This is a genomic window from uncultured Ruegeria sp. (assembly GCF_947504215.1).
Classification (GTDB): domain Bacteria; phylum Pseudomonadota; class Alphaproteobacteria; order Rhodobacterales; family Rhodobacteraceae; genus Ruegeria.
Genome location: NZ_CANNGO010000003.1, coordinates 301,189 through 316,310, shown reverse-complemented (window position 1 = coordinate 316,310; position 15,122 = coordinate 301,189). Strand labels below are relative to the sequence as shown.

Below are 15,122 nucleotides of genomic sequence, written 5' to 3'. Positions count from 1 at the left end.
CTCGAATGATGTGGAGTAAGGGCGCCTACAGCGCTTCCTCGTTGGTTTCCCCGGTCCGCACGCGCAGCGCCTGCTCGACATCGAGGACAAAAATCTTGCCGTCACCGATCTTGCCGGTTTTGGCGGTTTTGGTGATGGTCTCGACGATCTGGTCGGCCATGGTGGCAGGAACCACGATTTCCAGTTTGATCTTGGGCACGAAATTCACAGCATATTCGGCCCCACGGTAAATTTCCGTGTGACCGGATTGCGAGCCGAAGCCCTTGATTTCGGTCACCATCATGCCGCGCACCCCGGCCGTGGTCAGTGCTTCGCGCACCTCCTCCAGCTTGAACGGCTTGATTGTCGCAATAATCAGTTTCACGTCTTTCCCCTCTGCTTCCCCGGCGGGACCGGTTTGTTTGCACCTGCAGAAAAAGAGCGCGAGAGACCGCCGTAGGGAACGGTCACGGGACGTAAAAGCGCCGTTAAATGACGCAAAGTTGCACATTTTTTGCACAAATTGCGCAAGTAGATTAAAAATTAAGCATCAATGAGAAGGGGAAATTCCGGAATTTCTGACCTCTACATACCCAGAGTACCGGGGTAAGGTGGCCCAAAAGCATAATCGGGCAGAGTTTGAGCATGACTGAGTCCAGACGTCGTAAATCGACATTGGTCGCGGATAAAAGATACCCGTCGAAGAGGCGCAAGCCCACGGCGACCAAGCGCGCTGCGAAGCCAGCGGGCAAGAAGGCCACCGCACGCAAGGCAACAACGCGCAAGACCGCACGGAAAAAAACACGGAGAATGTCCGGCGGCAACGGCGGTGGCATCTTTCGCCGTCTTTTCCGTTGGATATGGCGGTTGATCTGGGGTCTGACATGGCGTGTCGGAGCTATTGTCGGCATGTTGGTCGCATTGGCGGTGGGTATCGTCTATACCACATTGCCGGATGTCGACGCGCTTTTGGACGGACGTGCGCGGGGATCGGTGACGCTGCTAGACCGCGACGGCAAGGTCTTTGCGTGGCGCGGAGACCAGTTCGGTGGGGTAATCACGGCCGATACCGTCTCACCCCACCTGAAGAACGCCGTCGTCGCGACCGAGGACAAACGATTCTACCGTCATTTCGGGATCAGTCCACGTGGCGTGGCCAGCGCTGTGCGCATCAACCTTAGCGAAGGGCGTGGGCCGTTGTCTGGCCATGGCGGCTCGACCATCACGCAGCAGACGGCGAAACTATTGTGTCTTGGCGTGCCCTATGAACCTGACCAGTGGGAGTCCGAGGCCGCGTATGAATCCGATTGTCGGCAAGGGTCGCTGTGGCGCAAAGGCAAAGAAGCCATTTACGCAATGGCGATGGAGGTCAAATACTCCAAGGATGAGATTCTGACAATCTATCTGAACCGCGCCTTCCTGGGTGCAGGCGCGCGCGGGTTCGAAGCTGCGAGCCAGCGCTATTTTGGCAAATCTGCCGCCGAAGTTTCACCAGCCGAGGCTTCGATGCTTGCTGGTCTGCTGGTGGCACCGACGCGTTATGCGCCCACAAACGACCTGCAGCGATCCCAGGACCGCGCGCGGCTTGTGGTGGGCCTGATGGAAACTCAGGGTTATCTATCGGGCGCCCAGGCAAGTGAAGCCCGTAGCAGGCCGGCGCAATTGTCCGAAGCTGCCGCAGCGCGTGCCGGGGGCTATTTTGCAGACTGGGTGATGGCCAGCGGACCAGAGTTCTTTACGCGAAATACGACCGAGGATGTGGTGATCCGCACTACTCTGGATCAGCGTATTCAGAAGTCTGCGGAAGAGGCGTTGAAGTACATCTTTCAGGAAAAGGTGCGCGAAGGATCGAAAGCACAGGCCGCGATTGTTGTGATGTCAGCCGATGGCGCGGTGCGCGGGATGGTCGGCGGTCGCAAGACGCGTGTATCTGGCGCATTCAACCGTGCCACGCAGGCGCTGCGGCAGACCGGGTCATCCTTCAAGCCCTTTGTCTATGCAACGGCGCTGGAACTGGGATACTCCCCGCTGGATACTGTGATGGATGAACCCACATGTTGGAACATTGCCGGGTCCGGTCAATGGTGCCCTGAGAACTACACAAAGAAGTATTATGGCCGGGTCAGTTTGGCCGATGCGCTGAAGAATTCACTGAACATTCCAGCTGTTAAAGTGGCCGAGATTTCGGGGCTGGAAAACGTCCGTACCGTGGCCAGCCAGTTCGGAATCACCAGCGATCTCGCGCAAGGGCTCGCTTTGGCGCTGGGCGCATCCGAAAGCACGCTGATCGAGATGACGGGGGCCTATGCCGGTATCCTGAACGGCGGTTCGGCCGTGGAGCCCTACGGTTTGACCGAGCTTAAGCTGTTGGGGGATGACAAGCCGGTCATGGTGACGACAACCGGAATCGGCGAGCGGGTGATCCGCGATGAAGCCGCAAAGCAGCTGACCTGGATGATGGAACGCGTCGTGTCCCAGGGGACCGGCGGGCGGGCCAAACTGCCCGGCTGGCAAGTCGCGGGTAAAACCGGCACCACTCAGGCTGCGCGCGATGCCTGGTTCATCGGGTTTACGGCCGACTATGTCACTGGCGTGTGGATGGGATATGACGACAACACGCCGCTGTCAGGTGTGACTGGAGGTGGTTTGCCTGCGGAAATCTGGCGGGAAACCATGTTGCGTGTGACCGAAGGCATGACCCCGACACCGCTGCCGATGCTGGCACCCGCTCCGCCGGTGCAGGTGCAACAACCCAGCCAGCCGCGCCGCAAACAGGGTGGCGGGTTTGCCAAGGCCGTCGACAATCTGTTGAAGGACATATTCGGCGGGAACTAAATTCCACGAAGGGTTGGGAGGTGCGCTGCACCTCCCAACACCACTTACAGGCTTTCGTCCAGCGCTGCGATGATGGCAGCGCCCATTTCCGTAGTCGAAACCGGCTCGACCCCTTCATCGGCCAGCAGATCGCCAGTGCGCACGCCGTCGGCCAGAACCTTCTCGACCGCGCCTTCCAGACGATCCGCTTCAGCGCCTTGGTCGAAGCTGTAGCGCAATGCCATTGCAAAGCTGAGGATACACGCGATTGGGTTGGCCTTGCCTTGTCCCGTGATATCGGGCGCAGATCCGTGGACCGGTTCATACATCGCCTTAGGCCGACCATTGGCCATCGGCGCGCCGAGGCTGGCAGAAGGCAGCATGCCCAGGCTACCGGTCAGCATAGCTGCGCAATCCGACAGGATGTCACCGAACAGGTTATCAGTCAGGATCACATCGAATTGCTTGGGCGCCCGGACCAGTTGCATCGCGCCGTTGTCGGCATACATGTGCGACAGTTCAACTTCGGGATAATCCGCAGCAACACGAGTTACGACCTCACGCCACAGGATGCCGGATTCCATCACGTTGGCCTTTTCCATCGAACACAGTTTCTTGTTCCGGCGCATCGCCAGTTCAAAGGCCGAGCGCGCGGCGCGTTCGATTTCGGATTCAGTGTAACGCTGCGTGTTGATCCCCACGCGTTCGTTGCCTTCCTCGAAGATACCACGCGGCTCGCCGAAATAGACACCTGACGTCAGCTCGCGCACGATCATGATATCGAGACCTGCGACAATGTCCTTTTTCAAAGATGAGAAATCGGCCAGCGCGTCAAAGCATTGCGCTGGGCGCAGATTCGAATACAGGTCCATTTCCTTGCGCAAACGCAGCAGGCCGCGTTCTGGTTTCAAGCTGAAATCCAGATCATCGTATTTAGGGCCTCCAACGGCCCCCAACAGAACAGCATCCGCTTCCTGCGCTTTTGCCATTGTTTCGTCCGACAACGGAGCACCATGAGCGTCATAGGCCGCACCGCCGACAAGGTCCTCGCTGACATCAAACTGTAGGTCGCGATTGGCACCGAACCAGTCGATGATCTTGCGCACTTCGGCCATGACTTCGGGGCCAATTCCATCTCCGGGCAGGATGAGGAGCGAGGGGTTGGACATGAAGGGTCTCCTTGCGTTTCGTCGCAATGGCCCTAGCGTCTGTGCCGCATCGGGTCAATGAGACGATCCAGCCGATTCACACCGAAAGCGCAGGTTGGCCACGGTTTGGCTGGCGCACGGCATCAGTTTTGCCAAAAATGCCTACAGGCTGGCTTTTAACCCTTCTGCCAAAAGATCCCAGACCCGGCGGATGCGCGGGGTCTGACGCATGGCCTGTGGCGCGGCCAACCAGACCGGCAAAATGGGAATCTCAACATCCAGGCGCACGACTTCCACTTTGGGATCTGCTTGGGCAACCTGAACCTGGCCGAAACCAATGCCGCAGCCCGCCCGGATAAGCTCCCAATAGGCGCTTTGCAGATCGCAGCGGGTGGCAAAACTGTCGCGACTGGCTGGCCATCCCTTTTCTCGCATTTTGTCGATGATCTGCTTGTTGGCGTCAAATCCTACCAGATCGTGACGGAACAGATCTTCGGGGGTTTCGGGCCGACCCGCCCGATCCAGATAGGATTTGGCCGCGCAAAAGCAAAGCGGCACGTCACCAATGTAACGGGACACGATGTCCATCTGCTCAGGGCGGTACATGCGCACAGCGATATCAGCCTCGCGATACAGTAGGTTCTCGCTCGCATCGGTCGCCACAAGCTCGAGCTGAATCGCCGGTTCCTGCCGACGTATGTCCGCCAGAATCGACGGCAAAAGATGGTGTGAGGCAAAAACGGATGCGGTGATCCGAACGGAGCCTTCCAATTGCTGCGACTGCCCTGCTGCGGTCATACTGAACGCGCTCATGGCGCTGTGCATCTGTTGTGCCATCGGCAAAAGCTGAGATCCAACCTCGCTGAGCTTCAGCCCGCGTGCGTGTCGGTCGAACAGGGACACGCCCAACTCAGCCTCAAGCGTTTGGACCTGTCGGCCCAATGTTGGCTGGCTGCGTTCCAGCTGCCTCGCCGCGGCAGACAGTGATCCGGTTTCGGCAACGGCCAGAAAGCTCTGAATCAGGGACCAGTCCGCATGTGTTAAGGTTCTGTCCATTCAAAAATGAATACACAATCTACACCGACCGGCAATTCCTTAATTGAATTGAATGACTACATTGGCTGCTGACAGGAGAATGCCATGACACAGACCGTTCTAGTTTTGGGTGCATCAGGTCGCTTTGGCCGCAACGCCGCTTTGGCTTTTGGCAATGCGGGTTGGGTCGTGCGCAATTTTGATCGTAAGACCGACGTGCTGGAAGAGGCGGCGACAGGGGCGGATGTCATCGTCAATGCCTGGAACCCGCCCTATCCGGACTGGGCGCGTCTGGTGCTGAAACTGCATCGGCAGGTGATCAACGTGGCCTCGGAAACCGGTGCAACCGTCATTGTTCCGGGGAATGTCTATGTGTTTGGCGCCAATACGCCGAGCCCTTGGTCGGGTGACACACCGCATCTGGCGACAAACCCGCTGGGTCGTATCCGAATAGAAATGGAAGAAACCTATCGCAGTTCATCCGTGCGGACGATTATCCTGCGAGCAGGGGATTTCATCGATACCTGCGCCTCGGGCAACTGGTTTGATCAGGTCATGATAAAACACTTATCGCGTGGTCGGTTGGTTTACCCTGGCGATCCAAGCATTCCTCATGCTTGGGCTTACCTCCCTGATTTGGCGCGAACAGCCGCTGCGTTGGCTGAGATGCGCGATAGGCTGCCTCGGTTCTGTGATGTCCCCTTCGCCGGGCACACTCTGACAGGAACAGAGATTGCCACGGCATTGTCACGGGTGACCGCCCAGACCGTGACGATCAAACAGATGAGTTGGTGGCCCCTTCACCTTGCTAAACCATTCTGGCGACTGGCCCCGCACTTGCTTGAGATGCGGTATCTATGGGATGTGCCCCATCGGTTGGATGGTAGCCTGATGGCCGAGCTGTTGGGAGAGGTGCAGCAGACCGGGTTGGACGATGTCTTGCGATCCGCAATTCCCGCGTCTCTGTCAGGGCCTTCGCGCGCGACCAAAGCAGTGGCCGTTTGAGCGGTCTAGGGTACCGCCACGTCCACCCAGACCAGACGATGACGGCTGGCGCTTTGGGCCGCGTCTCGCAGGTCGCTATTCGGAGCAGGCCAAAAAACACCCGCATCCATGACTTTGAGGTCTGCCGACGGCAAGACGTAGTCGACACGCATCTTTCCGGCGGCTTTCCAGTCAACCGTTGCCAACGCGCCGGTCGCATCCTTTTGCTGCGGGTCTTGCAGGTGTAGATTGGCCAGAAGCGACCGGATTGCGTGTCTGCGCCCATCGCCCTGATCCGGGTCCAGATTGGCATCCCCTGCGATCACGAAGCGGTTCGTCAGCACGGGGCCAAGATCACCATCCATCAGCAATGACCAAAGTCGAATCTCATCCCGGTTGCGTAGCCCGTTGCGGTCTTCCGGCCCGTCAAACACTGGCGGGCTGGCGTGAAAGGTCATCAGACTGATGTGGCCGATCGGTGTAGCAACAGGCACCACCCAGTGCCCGGTCGACGACAGGCGTTGCGCGGCCTGAGCCTGATCCGAAGGGAAGGGTTCGCCATCAACCGTCGGTAATTCGGCTCCGGGCAGGTCACGCCACAAGACCTTGGAATAATCCTGGATTTCAGACCGCAGAATTTCGTGCTTTGACAGCACGGCCAAGCCGCCGTGACCGGTAAACAACCCCCAGCCATGCGAATCTCCGGGACCCTGCGTGCGACCATCCCCATCCAGATCAAGGCCAGAGTCCAAACCGGAATTGGGCTGGGCGGCAAAGTGGTAGGGAAAATCCAGTCCCGATTCACGCAGTTTGCGGGACAAAGCGGTCAAGGCGAGGCCATCCATGTCCCAGTCGATGCCTTGTAAGGCCACAATGTCGGGCTGCATTGCCACCAGTACTGCGACAACGGCCTGGACCTGAGGATCGTCGCGTTGAACGTCACGCAGCAGAAGCCCCGGACCTTTTCGGCTGAGTTCGGTGTTGAAGGTGGCAACACGTATCACATCTGCATGCGCCGCAAAGGGCAGCAAACACAGAACAAGGGCGCGTATCATGCAGCCTGAGTTGTCTCGTTCGTGGAATAGGCGCGGCGTTTTTCGACGATCAAACTTGCGATGCGCAGTGTCGCCATTCCCCGCATGATCATGCTGGCGGGCAAAAAGGCCCAAGCGCTTAGCGTCCAGATCAAGGTCTGAGGATTGCTCAGCGAGATCGGGTTGGCGAAGTTTGTCAGCATTTCAATCGCGGCAGGGATAAGAAAAGGAAGCAAGACACCGATGCAGATATTCAAACGTCCATCGCGCTGTAGCCGAGCCACAACATCCCCACCTTTGGTTGGGTCAAACAGCGGTAAATTGGTCCACACGTTGAACGCGCCATTGCCGGTGGGCCACCCCTTCAGTTTGACGGCATACGCAAAGCTGGCGATCGTCACCAAGGCGGCAACATAGGCAACACTGGCAGTGACGCGAACCAGTTCAATCAATGGCAGACTTGCGTCAGCGGGAACCATCAACACGATCAGACGAACCGGCGAATACGGGAAGTCGACAACGTTGGCGACGGACAGACCCATTGAATAGAAGAATGTTGTCAGCTCTGTCGGGGCGTAAGTGTTCTTACAGATCAGCGTTAGAAAAGTGACCATCGACATCAGGCCAACGAATCGCAACCGGTTCACCGGCGGCGCATCACGAAACTCAATGAAACTGGGAAAGGCAGAATTGTATTCAGCAAATGTCAAGATAAACGCGAGTATCGCGAGAAAGACCACAATCTCGGTCCCGTTCGTCGATGATACTGGGAGGTATAACGCGGGAGTAAGCACCATGAGTGCCACCAATATTCCACGTATCGCCGCCCCTGATGTGCGCGCAATCACAATTCCGAACCCTTTTTTCAAACCGGAGTAGCCGATCTCTGCCGACTTACATTCCAACTTGTCTCCGCCGATTTTTTCCTGGCGGTTGCCTGTCTAACGACACATTGGCGATAAGCGACATTTCGCTCAAGCCATGGCGCAGAAGACACCCGATTTCGGGCAAAATGATGGCGAAAGTGGTGCGGCTTTGCATCATTGCTGTCGTAAATTCGACGTGTAAAAGATTCGACCCACTACATGTTGTGGGTGTATCAGGTTTAACCCCTAAAATGCGAACGGGGTCGCCTTGGCGTCCCCGTTAGGTTGAGTGTCCACAGAATCGTCCCCAAGAATCAGACCCACGGGCGGGCCTGGCTTGCGTGATCTTCGAATTTGTCGATGTGGTGATCTTTTTCCATCGTCAGCCCGATATCGTCCAGACCATGGATCAGGCAATGCTTGCGATGGGGGTCGATATCAAACTCGATCACGATGCCATCCGATGTGGTGATCTGCTGATCCTCGAGATGCACGGTCATACGAGCATTTTCACCCTTATGAGCGTCATCCATCAAAACAGCGTGGTGTTCCTCTTCAACCACGATCGGCAGGATGCCGTTCTTGAAGCAATTGTTGAAGAAGATGTCGGCGAAGCTGGTCGAGATCACAACCTTGATGCCGAAATCCTTGATGGCCCAAGGCGCGTGTTCACGCGATGAGCCGCAGCCGAAATTGTCACCAGCCACCAGAATCTCGGTGTTGCGATAGGCGGGCTTGTTCAGAACGAACTCTTCATTCTCGCCGCCATGATCGTGATAGCGCATTTCGTCAAACAGCACGACGCCGAGGCCCGACCGCTTGATGGTTTTCAGGTGCACCTTCGGAATGATCATATCGGTATCGATATTGATCAATGGCATTGGGGCGGCCACCCCGTGGACTTTGTCAAACTTTTCCATGTTCACACTCCTGCGGGAGAGGGCCGCGCCCGTGCCCCGCGTTTAAGCTTCTTTCGCGTCAGTCGTATCGGTTTTGGGTGCGTTCTTGACGAAGAACGCCATGAAGACCAATCCAAACCCATTGAACAGCATCTCGATGCCCAGCAGAATTCCCAGCAGTTGCAAAAGCACGCCTGGCTCTGCAGCGGCATAAGACCAGATGATGCCGGCGAGGATGATCGACAGGATGCCCGATATTAGCGTGGGCCAGAAAAACTGTGTTCCACGCATCTGAAAGGATAAAAAGACCCGAGCGATCCCACCTGCCAAGAACAGGATGAGGCAGACGGTCGCAAGTGTCAGCGTGCCCTGCAGGGGATGATCAAGGAATGACCAACCCAAAAACAGCATGACCACACCCATGACAAGAGACAGAATCTTGTTGCCGGTACCTTCGACGGTGAAGCCGCCGACGATCTGAAATGCTCCCGCTACCAGCAGCAACACACCGGTCACGAGCGTCACCGCAAGCGATGCGGCAATAGCATTACCCAGCGCAAAGACGCCAAATGCTATCGATAGCAGCCCCAGCAGAAGCCATTTGACCCAATCACTCATGTCCTCAATCCCTTATAAGTTGATTTATGTGGGCAGCTTACATTAACTCTCGGACATCTGTCAGCCGTCCTGTGATTGCCGCGGCGGCGGCCATTGCGGGGCTCAGCAGGTGGGTACGTCCGCCGCGTCCTTGACGACCTTCGAAGTTGCGGTTCGAGGTTGCGGCACAGCGCTCACCCGGTTGCAATTGATCAGGGTTCATTGCGAGACACATCGAGCATCCGGCCAGGCGCCATTCGAACCCGGCCTCTTTGAAGATCTCGGCAAGACCTTCTTCTTCGGCCTGCGCCCGAACTAGACCAGACCCCGGTACAATCATGGCACGCAAGCCCTCTTTCACCTTTTTACCCTTCAGAATCTCGGCTGCGGCGCGCAGGTCTTCGATCCGACCGTTGGTGCAAGACCCGATAAAGACCGTGTCGATTTCCACATCGCTGAGTTTTTGGCCGGCTGTCAGGCCCATATATTCGATTGAACGACGGGCCGCTTCGACTTTGCCGCCTTCGAAGTCATCGGGGCTTGGCACAGTTGCGGTGATCGGCAGAACATCCTCGGGGCTGGTGCCCCAGGTGACGACGGGCGCGATGTCTTCACCGCGCAGGGTGATGACCTTGTCGAAATGCGCGTCTTCGTCAGTGAAGAGCGTTTTCCACCAGTTCAATGCGGCTTCCCACTGAGCCCCTTTCGGTGCATGTGGGCGGCCTTTGACGTATTCGAACGTGGTTTCATCCGGGGCAATCAGACCCGCACGGGCGCCGCCTTCGATGGCCATGTTGCAGACAGTCATGCGGCCTTCCATCGACAGATCGCGGATTGCTTCACCGCAATACTCGATGACATAGCCCGTACCACCAGCAGTGCCGGTTTCACCGATCACGGCCAAAGTAATGTCTTTGGCGGTCACACCGGGCTGCAGTTTTCCGGTGACCTCGACCTTCATGTTCTTTGATTTCTTCTGGATCAGGGTCTGCGTGGCCAGAACGTGTTCAACTTCGGACGTCCCGATACCATGCGCCAGCGCGCCAAACGCGCCGTGGGTGGCGGTGTGGCTGTCGCCGCAGACAACGGTCATACCCGGCAAAGTCCAACCCTGTTCAGGACCGACGATGTGAACAATGCCCTGTCGGACGTCATGCACCGGATAGTAGTGAATACCGAAGTCCTTGGCGTTCTTGTCCAGCGCTTCGACCTGAATGCGTGATTCCGGGTTTTCGATCCCATTCACGCGGTCCGGCGTGGTTGGTACATTGTGATCCGGTACGGCGATGGTTTTCTCCGGTGCGCGGACTGGTCGACCGGCCATACGCAGCCCTTCGAAGGCTTGTGGGCTGGTGACTTCGTGCACCAGATGGCGGTCGATATACAGCAAACAGGTTCCATCATCGGCTTCGTGCGCGACATGGGAATCCCAGATCTTGTCATAGAGTGTTTTGGGGGACATCGGTCCTCTCCCGTAGATAATGAGAAATAGCTGGCGAGTGGCTGGGTGCCGCCTATAGGCGGGCCAGAATCGTGCGGGCGGCCCCAAAGAACCGTTCACGCAGGCGCGTGCGGTCTTGCAACGTCGGAGCTGGGGCCAAAAAGACTCTCATGCGCACCAGATATATCGGGCTTCCGCGTCAATCAAGGTTCAATCCCTATTCCGCTTGCGCCCATGGCTTTGGGTTGCATCGCACGCCAGCCTTGTCCAAGCTGCTTAGCAGGAGACGTGCATGAACCAGGATCTGCTACCGGACTCGCTTTCGGACCTCTACGCCAACATGACGGCTGCCTTTTTTTCGCAATTCCAAAACCTGATCGAACTGGTCGTCACGCCGGGCTGGCGGCAGTATCAAATCATCATCATCGTGTTTCTTTGGATGCTGGCCTTCTGCCTGAAGCTGATGACCCAGAGCAGGTGGGAGGAGTGGGCGCGGTCGCGTACAGGTTGGCCCAAATGGCGCTTGCGCATTCTGGTTCAGCTGATGCGCCGCCTGACGCTGGTGTATTTCGTGATCCTGTCCTGGGGTCTGTACCTGATAATGCAGCAGGTCACGTGGCCGTCGCGCAGCTATTTGATCGGGGTGTTTGCCACGCTGGCCGTGGCGTGGCTCGTTATTGCGCTACTGGCCCGACTGGTACGTAATCGGACGATCAGGCGGATTTTCAAATGGTCCATGTGGATTTATGCGACGCTGGTCGCGTTGGGGCTGACCGACGATGTCGCTGATTTTCTGGATGGCGTGGCCGTCTCGATTGGTGATCTGAACATCACGGCGTTAGGTATACTCAAGGCTGTTTTGCTGATCGGGGTTCTGCTGACACTTGCCCGCATCGGGGCCGGTGCGGCCGAGCGGGGCCTGAAAAGCAACGACGATATCTCACCTTCCATGCAGGTGTTGCTGGCCAAAGGCATCCAGGTGCTGCTGTTTGGAGCCGTTTTCATGGCGGCAATCCGAACGCTTGGTTTTGACCTGACCGGCATTGCACTTTTGTCCGGTGCGATTGGTGTCGGTATTGGTTTTGGGCTGCAAAAAGTGGTGTCCAACCTGATTTCAGGCATCATCATTTTGATGGACCGCTCGATTAAACCGGGCGATGTGATCTCGCTTGGGGATACGTTTGGTTGGATCAATGCGCTGGGCGCGCGCTATGTCTCGGTCGTGACCCGCGACGGGCGCGAATACCTGATTCCGAACGAAGACCTAATCACCAATCAAGTTGTGAACTGGTCACATTCGGACCGTTTCGTGCGGTTGGATCTGGATTTCGGAACAAGCTACGGGGACGATCCCCACAAGGTCCGTGCAGCGGCCATTCGGTCGGTCAAAACCGTCAACCGTGTGCTCAGTGGTGGCAAGCACGAACCTGTCTGCCATATCACCGGTTTTGGCAATAGCAGCGTCGATTATGTTCTGCGGTTCTGGATTAGTGATCCGACCAAAGGGCTGACCAATATCCGGGGCAATATCTATCTGGCGTTATGGGATGCCTTCCAATCCGAGAACATTTCGATTCCCTTCCCACAGCGTGAGGTTCGGCTGCTTGGTGGCGAATCTGACGACGCAGACGGGCAACAACTCGCTAAAGAATGATCCGTCGTGTCTGGGCCTCGGTGGCCCTTCATTGAAATGTTGCAATCCGCTTGTTACCTTATATGTACCCCTGCGCCGGGGATTGTCGGCGCGCAGCAAAGGAGGACTATGTCCTGTCTCTACATACTCAGGCGGGTTTGCCCGCCGATGATGGGGCCAAAATGATGGCCCACTCTCAGTCAATCAGCGACAAGCTGCTTGAACGTATCCTTTCCTCACTTTCCGATGACAAGGCCGAAGACGTCGTGCAGATCAACCTGCAAGGCAAGTCCTCGGTTGCGGATCACATGGTGATTGCTTCGGGTCGGTCGACCCGTCAGGTCTCGGCCATGGCGGAAAAGCTGACGGATCGCATCAAGCAGGAATTCGGTTTCACCTCGAAGGTCGAAGGCAAGGATGCCGGCGACTGGGTGTTGATCGATACGGGCGACGTGATCGTCCATATCTTCCGCCCCGAAGTGCGCGAATTCTACCAGCTGGAAAAGATGTGGCTGCCTCAGGGCGGCAGCGCCTCAGCCAACTGAGGCGCCATCCCGGCCTGCATTAACAGGCCGGCGGCGAGAGAAATATGCGTATAAGCATTTGTGCGGTCGGGCGATTGCGTGCCGGACCGGAGAAGACCCTGCTTGACGACTATCTGACCCGATTTGACCGGACCGGCCGCGCGGTGGGCCTTGGGCCTGCGTCGGTGGTTGAGGTTGAGGACAAGAAAAACACGGGCATGGGTGCCGAAGCGGCGCTGCTGCGCAAAGCGGTGCCCAAAGGCGCGGTGATCTGTACTCTGGATGAACGCGGGTGCGTGATGTCTTCGCCTGTTTTCGCGCAGAAATTGGGCGGCTGGCGCGATGCGGGGCGGCAGGATCTGGCCCTGGTCATCGGCGGTGCGGACGGCATCGACCCGTCGCTGCGCGCTGAGGCGGATTTTTCGATCTCATTCGGGTCGATGGTCTGGCCACACATGCTGGTCCGTGTGATGCTGGCCGAGCAACTTTATAGGGCCGCGACCATACTTGCTGGCGGGCCGTATCACCGGGTCTGACATGGCGCAGCTTCTGATCGTCTACCACTCACGCACCGGCGGCAGTCGGCAAATGGCCGAGGCGGCCGCCGATGCTGCGCGGGACGACGCAGAAACCATTCTGAAAACCGCCGATCTGGCGTGCGCGGATGATCTTTTGAAAGCAGATGGCTATGTTTTTTGCGCACCTGAAAATCTGGCGGCGATTTCAGGTGTGATGAAGGACTTCTTTGACCGGAGCTATTACCCTGTGCTGGGCCGCATCGAAGGGCGACCCTATGCGCTGATGGTATGCGCCGGATCCGATGGCGAAAACGCAGCCCGTCAAATGGCGCGGATCGCAACTGGTTGGCGCTTGAAAGAGGTGCAATCGCCATTGATCATCTGCACCCACGCTCAATCACCAGAGTCGATTCTGGCCGAAAAGACCATCCCGGAAAACCAACTGAGTTCCTGTCGCGAGATCGGGGCCGCCATGGCCGCTGGTCTTAGCCTTGGGATCTTTTGAAGCTCAGTTCAACATGACAAGCGTCGTTTCGGTATCCCAGCCGTCGACATTGCACCGCGCTTGAATTTGAACCTGCGTAACGCCTTCCGGAATAACTACGCCGCTTAGCGATCGGGTAAACGGCTGCTCATTCTCATGCGGGTGATGCAGCACTCGCATGCCCAGCTCCGTGCCGTTCATGTCAAGAACCCGCCAGCCATCTGCATAGTGATCCCACCCAGTGTCGGGGTGCCTGATCGTCACGTCGAAGCGCCATGTCTCGCCACTTTGGCTGGCCGAGACGTTCTCGATAACCGACGGGTCGGCAAAAGCGGGCGCAGCCAGAACGGCGCTGAGAATCAAGTATCGCATGGGCTGACCATACTGTTTGGTGAATAGCATGGGAATCACGACTCTGTGTTTGGGAGGAGGGTCAAAAGAACTGACCGAGAATGCGATGCAAATTCCCGCCGGTACAAAACACCGACAGTAATAGCGGTGCCCAAAATCAGCGCGACAGGTCCCAATATCCAGGCCAAGGTGGCCAGCGCAAAGTAAGTCGCGCGCAGCGCGCGGTTGAAGCTGCGGGCGGCGGTCACGCAGATTTCGGCGGCCTGTGCGGCACGGGGATACGCCTGCGGATCTTCGGGGTCATTTGGAACTGCGGCCATTAACACTGCGCAATACCCGAACAACCGATGCGCCCAGACGTATTTCAGGAACGCGTTGGCCAAAAGCAGGATCACGGCCAGTATCTTGATTTCCCAAACCAGGGCAGGCGCGCTGCCAATGGCTAGATCGCTGGCAACCCCGGCCAACCGTTCGGTGTTCCCCAGCAGGGCAAGACCGCCGCCAATCGCGATCATGGTTGTCGAGGCAAAAAACGTGCTGCCCTGACGCATCGCCGCCACGACCTGAGCGTCGAACATCCTGGGCTGGCGGGTGACCATCTCACGCATCCAATTGCGGCGAAAGTCGTCCATCATCATCGACACGGATTGCTTGTTCGGCGACGGGTGTTCGATCTTCCAGCCAATCCATTGCCATGCGCCGATCAGCAACAAAACGGCGGCATAGTCCAGTGACGAAAACAACAGGGCGCGGTCGATCCAGGTCATGCCCGCGACAGTACGTCCGGATATCAGAACTTGCCAGACGAAGAAATT

General features: G+C 57.4%; 16 protein-coding genes. 6 read left to right on the top strand and 10 right to left on the bottom strand.

Going from position 1 to position 15,122, the window contains the following annotated elements; genetic code table 11:
- Positions 1-25: 25 nt before the first annotated feature.
- Positions 26-364 carry a P-II family nitrogen regulator gene (locus Q1B21_RS08740; RefSeq protein WP_298936488.1) on the bottom strand — a complete coding sequence of 113 codons (339 nt, stop codon included), beginning with the start codon at positions 362-364 and terminating at the stop codon, positions 26-28.
- Between the two features lie 260 nt (positions 365-624).
- Between Q1B21_RS08740 and Q1B21_RS08735 the strand changes: the two genes are divergently transcribed.
- Entirely contained in the window at positions 625-2,814 is a 2,190-nt protein-coding gene (locus Q1B21_RS08735) for a transglycosylase domain-containing protein (RefSeq protein ID WP_298936487.1), read from the top strand.
- Between the two features lie 44 nt (positions 2,815-2,858).
- Here Q1B21_RS08735 and leuB read toward each other — a convergent pair whose 3' ends face one another.
- Positions 2,859-3,962, bottom strand: a complete 1,104-nt coding sequence (leuB, locus tag Q1B21_RS08730) for a 3-isopropylmalate dehydrogenase (protein WP_299082353.1) — start codon at positions 3,960-3,962, stop codon at positions 2,859-2,861.
- 141 nt (positions 3,963-4,103) lie between these two features.
- Positions 4,104-4,997: a LysR family transcriptional regulator gene (locus Q1B21_RS08725; RefSeq protein ID WP_299082351.1), complete on the bottom strand. Its 894-nt coding sequence runs from the start codon at positions 4,995-4,997 to the stop codon at positions 4,104-4,106.
- A gap of 84 nt (positions 4,998-5,081) precedes the next feature.
- On the opposite strand from Q1B21_RS08725, the gene Q1B21_RS08720 reads away from it, so the two are divergent.
- A complete protein-coding gene (locus Q1B21_RS08720; protein WP_299888394.1) occupies positions 5,082-5,981 on the top strand; it encodes a sugar nucleotide-binding protein in 900 nt (299 codons plus the stop codon).
- A 5-nt stretch (positions 5,982-5,986) separates the two neighbouring features.
- Here the strand turns inward: Q1B21_RS08720 and Q1B21_RS08715 are convergent, their stop codons facing one another.
- The 5 genes from Q1B21_RS08715 to leuC form a co-directional block, all read right to left on the bottom strand.
- Positions 5,987-7,015 (bottom strand): endonuclease/exonuclease/phosphatase family protein, encoded by a 1,029-nt coding sequence (locus Q1B21_RS08715; protein ID WP_299888391.1) that lies wholly within the window; start codon positions 7,013-7,015, stop codon positions 5,987-5,989.
- Positions 7,012-7,791: a hypothetical protein gene (locus Q1B21_RS08710; RefSeq protein WP_299888389.1), complete on the bottom strand. Its 780-nt coding sequence runs from the start codon at positions 7,789-7,791 to the stop codon at positions 7,012-7,014. Before Q1B21_RS08710 ends, Q1B21_RS08715 begins: the two co-directional genes overlap by 4 nt.
- 383 nt (positions 7,792-8,174) lie before the next feature.
- Positions 8,175-8,780 carry a 3-isopropylmalate dehydratase small subunit gene (leuD, locus tag Q1B21_RS08705; protein ID WP_299082345.1) on the bottom strand — a complete coding sequence of 202 codons (606 nt, stop codon included), beginning with the start codon at positions 8,778-8,780 and terminating at the stop codon, positions 8,175-8,177.
- Between the two features lie 42 nt (positions 8,781-8,822).
- A complete protein-coding gene (locus Q1B21_RS08700) occupies positions 8,823-9,377 on the bottom strand; it encodes an HdeD family acid-resistance protein (RefSeq protein ID WP_299888385.1) in 555 nt (184 codons plus the stop codon).
- Between the two features lie 37 nt (positions 9,378-9,414).
- Entirely contained in the window at positions 9,415-10,818 is a 1,404-nt protein-coding gene (leuC, locus tag Q1B21_RS08695; protein ID WP_299888382.1) for a 3-isopropylmalate dehydratase large subunit, read from the bottom strand.
- Positions 10,819-11,089: 271 nt separating this feature from the next.
- Here leuC and Q1B21_RS08690 point away from each other — a divergent pair, with 271 nt between their 5' ends.
- From Q1B21_RS08690 to Q1B21_RS08675, 4 genes are all read left to right on the top strand, one after another.
- A complete protein-coding gene (locus tag Q1B21_RS08690) occupies positions 11,090-12,451 on the top strand; it encodes a mechanosensitive ion channel domain-containing protein (RefSeq protein ID WP_299888379.1) in 1,362 nt (453 codons plus the stop codon).
- Positions 12,452-12,612: 161 nt separating this feature from the next.
- Positions 12,613-12,975: a ribosome silencing factor gene (gene rsfS, locus Q1B21_RS08685; protein WP_050605604.1), complete on the top strand. Its 363-nt coding sequence runs from the start codon at positions 12,613-12,615 to the stop codon at positions 12,973-12,975.
- A 44-nt stretch (positions 12,976-13,019) separates the two neighbouring features.
- Entirely contained in the window at positions 13,020-13,490 is a 471-nt protein-coding gene (gene rlmH / locus Q1B21_RS08680; RefSeq protein WP_299888376.1) for a 23S rRNA (pseudouridine(1915)-N(3))-methyltransferase RlmH, read from the top strand.
- 1 nt (position 13,491) lies between these two features.
- On the top strand, positions 13,492-13,977 hold the full coding sequence (locus Q1B21_RS08675; RefSeq protein WP_299082336.1) for a flavodoxin family protein: 486 nt from the start codon (positions 13,492-13,494) through the stop codon (positions 13,975-13,977).
- A 3-nt stretch (positions 13,978-13,980) separates the two neighbouring features.
- Here the strand turns inward: Q1B21_RS08675 and Q1B21_RS08670 are convergent, their stop codons facing one another.
- Together Q1B21_RS08670 and Q1B21_RS08665 are read right to left on the bottom strand one after the other, a co-directional pair.
- Positions 13,981-14,328, bottom strand: a complete 348-nt coding sequence (locus Q1B21_RS08670) for a hypothetical protein (protein WP_298936530.1) — start codon at positions 14,326-14,328, stop codon at positions 13,981-13,983.
- A 35-nt stretch (positions 14,329-14,363) separates the two neighbouring features.
- A complete protein-coding gene (locus tag Q1B21_RS08665) occupies positions 14,364-15,074 on the bottom strand; it encodes a DUF599 domain-containing protein (protein WP_298936473.1) in 711 nt (236 codons plus the stop codon).
- Positions 15,075-15,122 lie beyond the last annotated feature (48 nt).